The sequence below is a fragment of the Mycobacterium mantenii genome (assembly GCF_001667865.1).
GTDB lineage: Bacteria > Actinomycetota > Actinomycetes > Mycobacteriales > Mycobacteriaceae > Mycobacterium > Mycobacterium mantenii_A.
In genome coordinates, this window is sequence record NZ_LZJP01000089.1 from 77,268 (window position 1) to 91,601 (window position 14,334).

At 67.6% G+C, this 14,334-nt stretch carries 7 protein-coding genes; 5 read left to right on the top strand and 2 right to left on the bottom strand.

Annotated features, from left to right (window positions below; genetic code table 11):
- Positions 1-53 precede the first annotated feature (53 nt).
- The 5 genes from A5688_RS14155 (at position 54) to A5688_RS14175 (ending at position 10,909) form a co-directional block, all read left to right on the top strand.
- On the top strand, positions 54-3,536 hold the full coding sequence (locus A5688_RS14155; protein WP_242660305.1) for an MFS transporter: 3,483 nt from the start codon (positions 54-56) through the stop codon (positions 3,534-3,536).
- A gap of 10 nt (positions 3,537-3,546) precedes the next feature.
- On the top strand, positions 3,547-4,446 hold the full coding sequence (locus tag A5688_RS14160; RefSeq protein ID WP_165607477.1) for a DegV family protein: 900 nt from the start codon (positions 3,547-3,549) through the stop codon (positions 4,444-4,446).
- Complete coding sequence (locus A5688_RS14165; protein ID WP_067837857.1) at positions 4,439-5,329, top strand: DegV family protein; 891 nt, start codon at positions 4,439-4,441, stop codon at positions 5,327-5,329. The genes A5688_RS14160 and A5688_RS14165 overlap by 8 nt, the downstream gene beginning before the upstream one ends.
- A gap of 273 nt (positions 5,330-5,602) precedes the next feature.
- Complete coding sequence (locus A5688_RS14170; protein ID WP_067911556.1) at positions 5,603-6,466, top strand: DegV family protein; 864 nt, start codon at positions 5,603-5,605, stop codon at positions 6,464-6,466.
- A gap of 3 nt (positions 6,467-6,469) precedes the next feature.
- Positions 6,470-10,909, top strand: coding sequence for a protein kinase domain-containing protein (locus tag A5688_RS14175; RefSeq protein ID WP_082955115.1), 4,440 nt, complete (start codon positions 6,470-6,472; stop codon positions 10,907-10,909).
- A 3-nt stretch (positions 10,910-10,912) separates the two neighbouring features.
- On the opposite strand, the gene A5688_RS14180 is transcribed toward A5688_RS14175, so the two are convergent.
- Both A5688_RS14180 and A5688_RS14185 read right to left on the bottom strand, forming a co-directional pair.
- The gene (locus A5688_RS14180; protein WP_120312545.1) at positions 10,913-12,904 is read right to left on the bottom strand and encodes an ATP-dependent DNA helicase; all 1,992 of its coding nucleotides are present in this window, start codon (positions 12,902-12,904) and stop codon (positions 10,913-10,915) included.
- Positions 12,905-12,970: 66 nt separating this feature from the next.
- Positions 12,971-14,287, bottom strand: a complete 1,317-nt coding sequence (locus A5688_RS14185) for a nicotinate phosphoribosyltransferase (protein WP_067911551.1) — start codon at positions 14,285-14,287, stop codon at positions 12,971-12,973.
- Positions 14,288-14,334: the final 47 nt, after the last annotated feature.

The following is a 14,334-nucleotide window of genomic DNA, read 5'->3' on the forward strand; positions in this document are numbered from 1 at the left end:
ACCGCTGCTGGGTAATTCCCAGGTGGCGTTCGGATAGGCCCTCGGCGAACCGGATGCGGTTGAATCCGGTGCGTTTCCAATCACTTCGTGAACCTTCGCGGCCGATGGCCTACGGTCGTCCACTCGAGGCGAACCGATCGGTCATATTTCCAAGTCTCATTATCAAAAAGCCCCGCTTCAGGTGCGTTTTTGGGCAACAATTGCGGCGACGGCGCAACGGCCTCACCGAGCGGAGATGCGTCATGGCGAACGAGACTGCTGCTCATTCTGCGACTCGTGGCAAGCATGCCGGCGATCATGCGAGGACCGGGGATGCCCGAGCCATCGCTGGTTTCAACCCGGTCAATAATTCGATCAGCAGACGTCGCCTCGCCGGGAGACGACCCGCCACTACGCTCACCAGACGTCGTCAGCCGTCGTCGACGACGGTCCTACTGGTCGCGGCGTTCGGCGCGTTCTTGGCATTCCTCGACTCAACGATCGTCAACATCGCGTTCCCGGCCATCCAGCGGTACTTCCACAGCAGCGACATCAGCAGCCTGTCCTGGGTGCTCAACGCCTACAACATTGCGTTTGCCGCCTTTCTGGTGGCCGGCGGCAGGATTGCCGACTTACTCGGGCGCAAGCGGATGTTCATCTACGGGGTGGTGTTGTTCACCGTCGCATCCGCGTTGTGCGCGGCGGCCGACACCGTCGGGCAGCTCGTCGCATTCCGGGTGCTGCAAGGCATCGGAGCGGCGACTCTCGTGCCGGCGTCCCTAGCGCTCGTGGTCGAGAGTTTCGAGGAGGCGCGACGCGCACATGGCGTTGGTCTCTGGGGCGCAGCAGCTGCCATCGCGTCGGGTCTCGGGCCTCCCATCGGAGGCGCGCTCGTGGAGGCGTCGAGTTGGCGCTGGGTCTTCTTGGTGAATCTGCCGCTCGGCGTTGTAGCTGTGGTAGTGGCACGGCGGGGGCTGGTCGAAAGCCGCGCCTCAGGACGGCGGCGTGTGCCTGATTTACGGGGTGCGGTGTTGTTGGCCGTAGGACTCGGATGCCTGACCCTCGGCTTGGTCAAGGGCCCGGACTGGGGCTGGGTCAGCCCAACAACCATCGCGTCGTTCCTGGCCGCTGTCGTCGCGATGCTCGGATTCGTGATGAGTTCGCGAGGCCATCCAACGCCGCTGATAGATCCCGCGTTCCTCCGCATTCGGTCGTTCACCGCAGGCAACGTCCTCACGCTTGTCGCCAGTGCCGGGTTCTACGCCTACCTGCTGACCCACGTGTTGTTCCTGAACTACGTGTGGGGCTACAACTTGCTGCGCGCGGGCTTGGCGGTCGCGCCCGCTGCTTTCGTCGCGGCTTTCGTTGCAGCGGTGCTCGGACGCGTCGCCGACCGGCATGGTTACCGCCTGATCATCATCGCGGGCGCGCTGGTCTGGACGAGCAGTCTCCTGTGGTACATCGAACGCGTCGGATCCAAACCCGATTTCGTCGGGCAATGGTTGCCCGGTCAACTGCTGCAGGGCATAGGGGTCGGGGCGACGCTGCCAATGCTTGGCAGCGCCGCACTTGCCGGGTTGGCCGCAGGCGGCAGCTATGCCACCGCGTCGGCCGTGGTCAGCAGCACACGCCAGCTGGGCGCCGTGATCGGCATCGCATTGCTGGTGATTGTCGTGGGAACGCCGGCCCACGGGGCCACCGAACAGACGTTGCGCCGAGGCTGGGTGCTGGCCGCCGTCTGTTTCGCGGTGGTTGCGATCGGCGGGGTGTTGCTGGGGCGCACCCGCCGCGTCGCTGCGATGCCGGCGGAATCGGAACTCCCGCTGCGCCTCGATTCGCCGGAACCGGGAAGTGCCCCCGGGATCGTTTCCCTTCCCGCCATTTCGCGGTCGGGCGCGGAGGGCGGGGTTGATCCGCTGGGCGGTCTGCCGCTGTTTGCCGGGCTGGACCCGATCTGCCTGTCAGAGCTGCGCGAGTGCGCCGAGCAGATCGAGCTCGAGGCGGGCTCGTATCTCTTTCACGCCGGAGACGCGTCCGATTCGCTGTATGTGGTGCGTAGTGGTCGCCTGCAGGTGCTCCAAAACGACGTGGTTACAACGGAATTGGGCCGCGGCGAAGTCGTCGGTGAACTCGGATTGCTGATCGATGCACCCCGGTCCGCGTCGATTCGTGCGGTGCGCGACACGACCCTGGTGCGGCTCACCAAGGCCCAATTCGACAAAATCGCCAATCCCAGCGTCCTCGAGGCGTTGGTCCGCGTGCTGGCAACACGGCTGCACCAGGCTCCGCCCCCGGCGGTGCCGCCTGCCTCGACACCTGAGGTGGTCGTCGCGGTCGTCGGCCTCGACAATCGCGCGCCGGTATCGATGGTGGCTGCCGAACTGGTGACCGCGCTGTCACCGCGGCTGCAGGTGCTGGACCCGGGCCGGGTGGACCGCGACGGCTTGGAGCGTGCCGAGCGGGCGGTGGACAAGGTGGTGCTGCACGCGGCAACCGATGACGCCAACTGGCGTGACTTCTGCTTACGGTCGGCCGACCGGGTCGTGCTGGTGACGGCCGATCCGGCACCGCCGTCGACGCTGCCGGCACGAGCAACGGGTGCCGACCTCGTTCTCGCGGGACCGCCCGCCGACCGCGAATGCCGTCGCCAGTGGGAAGAATCCTTGACGCCGCGCTCGGTGCAGGTAGTGCGGGCAGGTCACAGGACTGCCGATCTGCGGCCCCTTGCGGCACGCATCGCGGGACGCTCGGTCGGGCTGGTCCTCAGCGGCGGGGCGGCGCGCGCCTTTGCGCACCTTGGGGTGCTCGAAGAGTTGGAGGCGGCGGGGGTGACGGTCGACCGTTACGCCGGGACGAGCATGGGCGCGATCATCGCGGCGCTCGCGGCGACCGGTAAGGATGCGGCAGCCGTAGACGCGCACATTTACGAATACTTCATTCGCAGCAACCCGACCAACGACTACACCCTGCCGAGCAAGGGACTGATTCGGGGGCGGCGTACCTTGGGCGCTCTCGACAGTGTCTTCGGGGGACAGTTGGTCGAGGAATTGCCGAAGGAATTCCGCTGTGTCAGCGTCGACCTACTCGCGCGTCGGGCCGTCGTGCATCGACGAGGTCCGCTCGCCGATGTCGTCGGTTGTTCTCTGCGGGTGCCGGGTCTGTACGCACCGATCGTTTATGACGGGGTGCTCCACGTCGATGGCGGTGTGCTCGACAACCTGCCGGTAACGACGCTGGCGCGCCACGAGGGCCCACTCCTCGCGGTGAGCATAGGCACGGGTCAGCAGGCAACCCCCGCCACCGACAGGAAGCCGGCGCGCTCGCCGCGGGTGCCAAACGTCGTAGACACGCTCATGCGCACCATGACGATCGGCAGCGCGATGGCAACGTCGACCGTTCTCGAGCAGGCGGATCTGGCGATCCACCCCGACACCAGCAGCATCGGCTTCCTCGAATGGCACCAGATCGACCGTGCCCGCGAGGCCGGCCGAATCGCGACCCGTGAAGCCCTGCCGCAGATCATGCGGGTAGTGCAGGGCGAATCTGCGCATGCCTGAGGTCGCGGTGGTGACCGACAGCACCGCCTACTTGCCCGCCGCACTCATCGACAGCCTCGGCATTACGGTTGTGGCGCTGTATTACGACATCAGCGGCGATGCTTCTCCTGGCGGGGGCCACGATGTGCCTGGCCGCGGGCTGCGCGAATCGGAATTCGACGGTGATCTCGGGCGGTTCTTTGCGGAGCTGGACGCATCGAAGACGGTCGCGACGACGTCGCCGCCTACCGTTGAGGATTTCGTCGAGGTCTTTGACCGGTTGCTGCAGCGGCACAGCGCCGTCGTCTCGGTGCTGATCTCCTCAGGCATTTCCAGGACCTGCTCGATCGCCCGACAGGCAGCCGCACGGCTGGAGTCTGAGGGCCGCGGTGGCGCCCGGGTGGAAGTGATCGACTCGGCCGGCACGGCCGGCCACCAGGGCGTTCAGGCACTGGCGGCGGCGCGGGCGGCCGCCGCGGGGGAAGACAGTTTGGGAGTGATCGCCGCGATGCGCCGGGCGCGCCAGGAGGTCAGGCAATGGTTCGTTCTCGACACGCTTGAGTATGTGCGGCGCAGCGGCCGGATCGGTGGCGCGGCCGCATGGCTCGGATCCGCGCTCGACCTCAAGCCGATCTTGCTGATCGAATCGGAGTTCAAGGCCGTCGAACGAGTGCGCACGCGCAGGCGCGCTGTCGAGCGGTTGGTGGAGCTGATGCGGGAGCGCCGCGCGGTGGGCGCCGATCGATGGTTCGTCCAACACGCGTATGCGCACGAGGACGCGCAACGGCTGGCTGAGCGTCTTGCCAAGGTGTTCGGCTCTGAGCCTGAGTTCGTCTCCGAGGTCGGCCCGGTAGTCGCGACGCACACCGGTCCGGGAGCGTTGGCGGCCGGAAGTCTTCCCACGACGGCATTGGAGGGCGCATATGGCTGAAGTCGCGGTCGTTACCGACAGCACCTGCGCGTTGCCGCAGGCGCTTGTCGAGAGCCTGGGCATCACTGTGGTATCGCTGTATTACGACATCACCGGTGCCGCGTCGCCCACCGGCGGTCATGAGCTGCCTGGCCGTGGGGAGCGCGAGTCGGACTTCGACGGTGATTGGGCACGGTTCTTCGCCGAACTCGACGCGTCGAAGACCGTCGCGACGACCGGGCCGCCCAAGGTCGAAGATTTCGTCGCGGCCTATGAACGGCTGCTGCAGGAACACAGCGCCGTGGTCGGCGTCATGCTTGGGTCAAACCTGTCCCCGACGTGCGAGTTCGCACGTGAGGCGGCGGCACGGGTGGACGGCGAGCGGATAAAGGTCTTCGATTCGGCCGGCGTGGCCGGCCACCTGGGTTGTCAAGCGCTGGCGGCGGCGCGTGCCGCGGCGGCAGGAGCCGACCTACAGGGCGTGGCCGAGCAGGCACGCCGGGCGCGCCAGGAGGTCAGGCAATGGGTCCTTGTCGACACGCTTGAGTATCTGAGGCGCGGCGGACGGGTCGGCACCGCCGCCGCATGGATCGGGTCGGCGCTCGATCTCAAGCCGATCTTGATGATCGAATCAGAGATGAAGGCCGTCGAACGCGTGCGCACTTTCAGGCGCGGGGTCGAGCGGTTGGTCGAGTTGATGCGACAGCGGCGCGCGGTCGGCGCCGATCGATGGTTCGTCCAGCACGCCGATGCGCAGGAGGACGCGCAGCGGCTGGCCGAGCGTCTCGCCGGGCTGTTCGGCACCGAGCCGGAGTTCATCTCTCCGGTCGGACCGGTACTGGCCACTCATACCGGTCCGGGGATGCTGACGGTCGGCGGTCTTCCCAGCGCGGCGTTGGGATAGGCGAGGTAGGCGACCAATGGGCCGGCTATCCGCGTGGCTGAATGAGAGGTCAGACCGGCCAGCGCGTGTCTGGAACCGGTTGGCGATCGGAGGTCTTGCCGGTGCGGCGCTGGGGTAGCGAGCATCGCGGCCCCTGGTCACGGATGCAGCCCAGGTGTTCGACGAAAGTCAGCAGACTTCCCCCCGCCGGAAGTCTGCGGCAGTACGCTTACTGCCGTTACAGGTCGTGGCTGGACATGATTCACGGTGTTCGGGACCGGCTGGAGTGCGCGCATGGCTGATGTCGCGGTGGTTACCGACAGCACTGGCTACCTGCCGCCTGCGCTCGTCGACAAGCTCGATATCACGGTGGTGTCGCAGTACTACGACACTGGTGAAGGACCACTGCGCGAGTCGGAGTTCGACGGTGATTTCGCACGGTTCTATGCGGAGTTGGACGCGTCGAAGAACGTCGCGACTACGTCGGCGCCGACCGTCGAGGATTTCGTCGCGGTCTTTGACCGACTGCTGCAACAACACAATGCCGTCGTCTCGGTGCTCATCTCGTCTGGTATTTCCGAGACCTGCTCGATGGCTCGACAGGGAGCCGCGAAGCTAGGGGGCGATGGCGGCGAGCGGGTGGTCGTGATCGACTCGGCCGGCTTCGGCGGCCACCTTGGACTGCAGGCTCTGGTGGCAGCGCGCGCCGCGGCCGGGGGAGCCGACGCGGAGGGTGTTATCGAGCGTGTGCGCCAAGCCCGCAAGGAAGTCAAGGGCTGGGGCCTGGTGGATACGCTCGAGTACCTCCGCCGAAGCAACAGAGTGGGCGCCGTGGCCGCATGGGTCGGATCGGCGCTCGATCTCAAACCCATCCTGGCGATCGAATCGGAACTCAAGGCCCTCGAGCGCGTGCGCACCCACCGGCGAGGTGTCGAGCGACTGATCGAACTGATGGTCCAACGGCGCGCTGCGGGCGCCGACCGGTGGTTCGTCCAGCACGCCTTCGCACACGAGGAGGCGAAGCGGCTGGCCGAGCGCGTCGCCGAACTGTTAGGCACCGAACCGGAGTTCATCTCCGAGATCGGACCCGTTGTTGCAACGCATGTCGGTCCGGGGACGCTGTTGGTCGGTGGACTTCCAGGTGCGGCGCTGAGGTAACCGATGAGTGCGCCCGCGAACGTGAAGTGCGGTCAGTGTGGGGCTGGGAACCGGCCTCAGGCCAAGTTCTGCGGCAAATGTGGCGGCCCGCTTGCGGTCGAGATTGCATGTCCGGGATGCGGCGCGCGCCATCCTGCGGGACAGCGCTTCTGTGACGAGTGCGGCACCGAGCTGAACGCGCGGTCCGCGCCGGCGCAGCCTACGGGTCCGCCGGTTCCCCAGACGCTTGCAGACGCGCGTTACAGGCTCGGCCGCCTGCTCGGCGAAGGTGCCGGCAAGCGGGTGTACCTGGCGATCGACACCCGCCTGCAGCGCGAGGTGGCCGCCGCAGTGTTCAAGGCCGGCGGTACAGACGAGGCAGCCATGCGCCGCGCGCGCCGGGAAGCCGAGGCGATGGCGAAGCTCGGCGAGCACCCGAACATCGTCAACGTGTACGACTTCGGCGATGAGGCGGGGCAGCTATACCTGATCAGCCAGTACATGGCCGGCGGGGACCTCTACAGCTTGTTGTCAGACGCAGTGGATCACCGGCTCGCCGTCGAAGAGGTGGTCCGCATCGGGCAGGACGTCGCCAGCGGCCTGGCGCACGCACACGCCCAGGGTGTGGTGCACCGCGATGTCAAGCCCCAGAACGTGTGGCTGGCACCCGACGGCACCGCCAAGATCGGAGATTTCGGGCTCGCGGTCGCAGAAGGCGCAACGCGAGTGACGGCCGTCGGGACGGTGATCGGAACGGTCGCCTACATGCCGCCCGAGCAGGCCCTCGGTCGGGGTTCCGACGCACGTTCGGACATCTACTCTCTTGGTGCGCTGCTGTACGAATTGCTCTGCGGGATAACACCATTCGCGGGTGAATCAGCGGCTGCGATTGTCTCCCAGCATGTTTCGACTGCTCCGGTCGCGCCGAGCGGGCATCGCTCCGGTGTTCCTGCACCGCTCGACCAGTTGTTGCTCAAAATGCTGGCGAAGTCGCCAGAGGCGCGCCCTCAGCAGGCAGCCGAAGTTCGCGATGCTTTAGGGGCCATCGCCGCTGCGGTTGCCCGTGGCGATGGCTCGACTCAGGACATGGCGGCGCTCGACCGGATCACCGATGGCACATTCCTCGGACGAGAGCGGGAGACCCACGAACTCCGGGCCGCGATCGATGACGCTGTGGGCCGGCGCGGCCGTACTGTGCTGATAAGTGGCGAGTCGGGAATCGGCAAGACCCGGCTCGCGTCGGAGGCCGCGGCATACGCCGCCCTTCGGGGAGCGCAGGTCCTGTGGGGTCGCTGCTATGCGGGTGCGGGCGCTCCTGCCTATTGGCCGTGGGTCCAGGCGATCCGCGACTATGCACGCGGTCACGATGCCGAAACGGTGGCTGCTGACTTGGGCTCCGGAGCGTTCGAGATCGCACAGATCGTCTCCGAGATACGCGAGCGGATGCCGGAGATCCCCGAATCGCCGGCATTGGACGCCGAGCAGGCGCGATTCCGGCTGTTCGATTCGGTGGCGCGATTCCTGATCGGTGCCTCCGACCGCCAGCCTCTGGCAATCTTCCTCGAAGACCTGCAACAAGCCGACCAACCCTCGCTGATGCTGTTGGCTTTCGTGGTGCGTGAGTTGGCTCACTCGCGCGTGTTCGTGCTGGGCACCTACCGCGACGACGAGCTTCCCGATGATCACTACTTAAACGAAGTGCTCACCGGGCTCAGCAAGGAACGCGGCTACGCACGCATCAAGCTGCGAGGGCTTTCCGATCAACACGTCAAGGCGATGCTCGAAGCGGTGCTGCAACAACCGCTGGATCGACGTGACGAACTCGCGCTCGCCGACGCCGTTTGCCGAGAGTCGGAGGGCAATCCGTACTTCACCGAAGAGATCGTTCGCCACCTGATCGACTCCGAAGTGCTTGATTGGCGCGACGACCGTTGGGTTGTCAACATCAGGGACGATGGGGAGCTCGGTATCCCTCGGGGTGTCCACGAGGTGGTCTCCCGCCGGTTGGAGAAGTTGCCCGCCGAAACACTCGAGCTGCTGTCGACCGCGGCGGTCATAGGTCGCGAGTTCGACCTGCCGGTGCTGGCCCACGTCAGCGCGCTGGAGGCGGATGCCGTTTTGGAGCGGATGCAGCCAGCGCTCGAGGGGGCGATCGTGCGGCAAGCCAGTGGCGAGCCGGGCCGGTATGCCTTCGCCCACGGCGCGACTCGTGACGCGCTGTACGACGACCTCGCCACGCTGCGGCGCTCCCAGCTGCACGTCGCTGCCGGCGAGGCCATTGAGGAACTCTACGAAGACCGGATCGAGTCCCACCTGTCTGCGATCGCGTTCCACTTCGCCAAGGCGGCTCCCTACGGTGATGCCGCCAAGGCAGCCGACTACGCCTGGTGGGCGGGCGAGCGGGCGGCGGCGACGTATGCCTATGAAGACGCAGTCAGCCTTTACGGGACGGCGCTGCGGCTGTTCGACACGATCTCGGAGGTGGTACCGCAGCGCCGGTGCGATCTGCTGCTGGCGCTGGGGGATGCCCAGTGGCGGGCCGGCGAAGGCGAAGGCGCCCGAAAGACTTTCGGCGAGGCGGCGTCGATCGCGCGCGAGCTGGCGCTCAACGACCACTTTGCCCGTGCCGCACTCGGATACGGTGGCGGCCCGGGCGGCTTCTCGATCACCGACCGCGCCGACGAACAGTTGGTGACCTTGTTGGATGAGGCGCTCGAGGTCCTGCCGGCGCGCGACAGCGCGCTGCGAGTGACGGTCCTTGCCCGGCTGGCGCTAGAGCTTCGCCGCAAGGGCGCGCTGGCGGAAGCCGACCGAGTCAGCGCGCAGGCCATCGAGATGGCCGAACGCGTCGGCGACACAAAAATCTTGCTGCTGGCCATGCACAGCCGGCAGTGGTCCACCTTGGGTCCTGATCGGATCGACGAGGCGATCGCGTCGGGCGAAGAGATGGCGCGGCTCGCTCGGATCCTCGGTGACCGGGACATGGAGTTCGAGGGCCACCAGCTGCGGCTGATCGCGCTTGCCCAGCTCGGCGACTTCCGGGCGGTGGATCAGGAGATCGCGGCGTGTGACCGGCTGGCCAACGAACTGCACCAGCCGCGCTACCTGTGGCAGACCGCGGTGTTCCGCACCATGCGAGCACTGATGCAGGGTCGCTACAAGGAGTCGGAGCGTCTTGCGCAGACGGCGCTGTCGATCGGCCAGCGCGCCGAGCCGGAAGTCGCGGCAGTGGTTTTCGGCGCGCACTCTTTTCTGACCCGGCTCGCGGACGGCACCCTGGATCAGCTGCGCGATGCCGCGCGCGAAGCCGCGGCGCGCTACGGCCAGGCGTGGCCGGCATCGTACGTGTGGCTGCTGACCGAGATCGGCCAGCTCGATGAGGCGCGCGCCAGGTTCGCGGAGCTGGCGACTGACGGCTTCCAAGCGCTACGCCGCACCAGTGATTGGTTGACGTCAGTCTGCGTGCTCTCGATGGCCTCGATTCCGATCGGTGATCGACACTCCGCCAGCGCTCTGTACGAGCTGCTTTTGCCCTACGAAGACCGCTGCACGCTGTTTTTGGCCGGGGCCGGGTGTCTCGGCTCCAACCACACGTTCCTCGCCTTCGCCGCCGCGGCGGCGGACCGCCGCGTGGACGCACAGCATCACTTTGACCTGGCCCTTGCGCGTAATGCGGAGATCGGCAGCGACTACGTGACACCCCGGGTCTGCTACGAGTACGCACGCATGCTGCTCAACACGTCTGAGCCGGCGGATCGGGCCAAGGCGATGGGCCTGATCGACCGGGGACTCGACATTGCGCAGCGCAACAGCATGCGCGTCGAGGTCGAGCGACTCGTGCAGCTGCGCCGAGGGCACGAGGAGAGCCGGGCGCAGCAGCTCGGGTGGTCGGTGATGGACGACGTTGCAGAGTCGGTCGAGGCGGACCGGCCCGACCTCAGCAGGGTCGCCGCCCCTGACGGAACGGTCACGATCATGTTCTCGGACATCGAGGGCTCGACGGTACTTGCCGAGCAACTCGGCGACGATCGCTGGCTGAAGCTCTTGCACCGCCACAACGCAGTTATCCGCCGACAGCTGGCAGCCCACAGCGGCTTTGAGGTCAAATCGCAGGGTGACGGCTTTATGGTCGCCTTCGCCAGCGCCCGCAACGCGCTGCGCTGCGCGATCGCGATACAACGCGACTTGGCGTCCTATCGCGATCCGTCCGGTAGCCAGGTAGTGCGCGTCCGGATCGGGCTGCACACCGGCGAGGTGATTCGCGAGCGGGAAGATTTCTTTGGGCACACCGTGATCCTGGCGGCGCGGATCGGGGCCAAAGCGAACGGGAACGGGATCCTGGTGTCGGCGGTCTTACGCGGGTTGGTTGCCGGCAGCCACGAGTTCCAGTTCGGCGAAAGCCGAGAGGAACAGCTCAAAGGCCTGCAGGATCCGCAGCGCGTCTATGAGGTCTGCTGGAATTAGGCCTCAGGCCGGCAGACCTTCCGCGGCGCCGCGCAGGCGCTGCAGCGCCTGGCGCACCTGCTCGCCGTTCGTCGTCTGCCAGAACGGCGGCAATGAGGCCCGCAGGTAGCCGCCGTAGCCGGCGGTGACCATGCGCGAGTCGAGCACCGCCACCACGCCGCGATCGGTGACCCGGCGCAACAGCCGTCCCGACCCCTGCGCCAGCAGCAGTGCCGCGTGGCTGGCCGCGACGGCCATGAAGCCGTTGCCGCCGCGCGCGGCGACCGCGCGTTGCCGCGCGCTCAGCAGCGGGTCGTCGGGCCGGGGGAACGGGATGCGGTCGATCAGCACCAGCGACAGCGACGGCCCGGGAACGTCGACGCCCTGCCACAGGGACAGCGTGCCGAACAACGACGTCTGGGGGTCGGCGCTGAACTGCTCGACGAGTGCCGACGTACTGTCGTCGCCCTGACACAGCACGGGCGTCGACAGCCGTTCGCGCATGGCCTCGGCCGCCGCCCGGGCGGCGCGCATCGATGAGAACAACCCCAGGGTGCGTCCGTCGGCGGCGGTGATGAGTTCGGCGATCTCGCTCAGCTGCTCGGCTGAGCCGACGCCGTCGCGTCCCGGCGGCGGCAGGTGGCCGGCCACATAGAGGATTCCGGCTTTGGCATGCTCGAACGGCGAACCCACGTCCAGCCCGCGCCAGCGGGCGTCGTCGTCCTCGGCGGTCAGTCCCCACGCCGCGGCCATGGCGTCGAACGATCCGCCGATGGTCAGCGTCGCCGACGTCAGCACCACCGTCGAACCCGAGAAGACCCGGGCCCGCAGCAGCCCGGCGACCGACAGCGGCGCCACCCGCAACACCGGACGCGGTGCGCCCCTGATCTCCTCGTGCTCCAGCCAGACCACATCGGTGCGGTCGGGGATGGCCGGGCCGAACGACGCCAGCACGCGCGATGCGGTGTCCGAGATCTCGCTCAGTGCCGCAACGGCTTCGGCGCGCGCCGAGGCCGCCTTGGGGTCGTTCGTGGTGTCGATCGCCGAACGCGCCGCGGTCGCCACGTCGCGCAGTGCCGTCAGGTAGGTCGCCAGCTCGTCATCGAGGCGATCGATGCGGCCCGGCGTGCCGTCGTGGATGAGCGAGGCGAAGTTGGCCGTCGCCGCCTCCAGACGCTGGACCAGTTCCGGGTCCACCAAACGGCCGATCCGCCGGGCGGCCACCCCGAGGCCGGCCGACGTCAACTCCGCGGTTGCCACCGACGTCACCCGATCCACCAACTCGTGCGCTTCGTCGACGACGAGCAGCGCATGCTCGGGCAGCACCGCCGAGTCGGCCACCGCGTCGATGGCCAGCAGCGCGTGGTTGGTGACCACGACGTCCGCGCGGCCCGCCTGACTCCTGGCCCGTTCGGAGAAGCACTCGGTGCCGAACGGGCAGCGCGACAGGCCGAGGCATTCCCGCGCGGAGACGCTGACCTGCGACCAGGACCGGTCCGGGACGCCGGGCTTGAGATCGTCGCGATCACCCGATTCGGTGCTCGACGCCCATTCGGTGAGCCGTTGCACGTCGCGGCCCAGGGCGCTGACCGCCATGGGGTTGAAGAGTTCCTCCTGCGGCCGGTCGTCGCCTTCCTCACCGTCGGCCGCCCCGCCGTTGTGAATCTTGTTCAAACACAGATAGTTTCGTCGGCCTTTGAGCAACGCGAACCGCGGGCGGCGTGGCAGCGCATCGGCCAGCGCGTCGACAAGCCGGGGCAGATCGCGATCGACGAGCTGACGTTGCAGGGCGATCGTGGCCGTGGACACGACGACGGGGGACTCGTCGTCGAGAGCGTGGACGATCGCGGGCACCAGGTACGCGAGCGACTTGCCGGTACCGGTGCCGGCCTGCACTACCAGATGCTCCCCGGTGGCGAAGGCTCGCGCCACCGCGGCGGCCATCTCCTGCTGGCCGCTGCGTTCACTGCCGCCGAGCGCGGCCACGGCGGTGGCCAGCAGCTCGGACACGGACACGTCGGACGTGGCTACCCTCTTCGCAACTCTGGGGCGGTGCTACCGCCGAGCAACTCTGGGGCGGTGCTACCGCCGGCCGGCGGGAATCAGCGTCGTCGTGACCGCGGGATCGCCGTGCGACAAGTTCAATCCCTCCCACGGCAGACTGCGCAGCCCGGAAGTTACCAGCTCGCGCGCCGCCGCGAGGTTCGGTTTGGACACCAGCTCGCCGCCGCGGACCAGAGGGACGGTCACCAGCCGAGCCGGTCCGGAGACCGCGGGCCGATGGCCGGCCGGATACACCACCTCCTCGGTGATGATGCCCGAGCCGCGCGCCAGGCGCAGCGCCTCCTTGCGCCCGCCGCGGGATTCCTTGTGGCTGCTGCGCTTTTGCACCGGCAAGCCGTCCACCTCGACGAGTTTGTACACCATGTTCGCCGTCGGGGCGCCCGAGCCCGTCACCAACGAGGTGCCCACGCCGTAGCTGTCCACCGGCTCGGCGGCCAAGGCCGCGATGGAGAACTCGTCGAGGTCACCGGAGACCACGATGCGGGTTCGGGTGGCTCCCAACTTGTCGAGTTGCTCGCGCACCTGGCGGGCCAGCACGCCCAGCTCGCCGGAGTCGATGCGCACCGCACCCAGTTCGGTGCCGGCGGCGGCCACGGCATTGGCCACACCGGCCGTCACGTCATAGGTGTCCACCAGCAGGGTGGTGTCCACACCGAGCGCCTCGACCTGTGCGCGAAACGCCGCCAATTCGGTCGATTCCGTAGCTGAGTCGGCGCGGGAGTACAGCATGGTGAACGCGTGCGCGGAGGTGCCCTCGGCGGGTATCCCGTAGCAGCGCTGTGCCTCCAGGTTGGACGACGCGGCGAAGCCCGCGAGGTAGGCGGCGCGGGCCGCCGCGATCGCGGCGTGCTCGTGGGTTCGTCGCGACCCCATCTCGATCAACGGGCGTCCCCTGGCCGCGCTCACCATGCGCGCCGCGGCGGACGCGATCGCGGTGTCGTGATTGAAAATCGACAGGGCCAGCGTCTCGAGCACCACGCATTCGGCGAACGTCCCGCTCACCGACAGCACGGGTGATCCGGGGAAATACAGCTCGCCTTCGGCGTAGCCGTCGATGTCACCGCCGAACCGAAATTCGCGCAAGTACCGCAACGTATCTGGGTCGAGGAATTGCCCCAGCGACTGGCATGCCTGGTCGTCGAAGGTGAACTGCGGTAGCGCCTCGAGCAGCCGGCCGGTTCCGGCGACCACACCGTAGCGGCGCCCCTGGGGAAGTCGGCGGGCGAAAAGCTCGAAGGTGGTCCGTCGATCGGCGCTGCCGTCGCGCAGCGCCGCGGCCAACATCGTCAACTCGTACTTGTCGGTCAGCAGCCCAGTAACGACCGCGTCGTTCATTCCATAACGGTATCGGCTGCCATTAGGGGCTCTGTAACGTCGTCCAT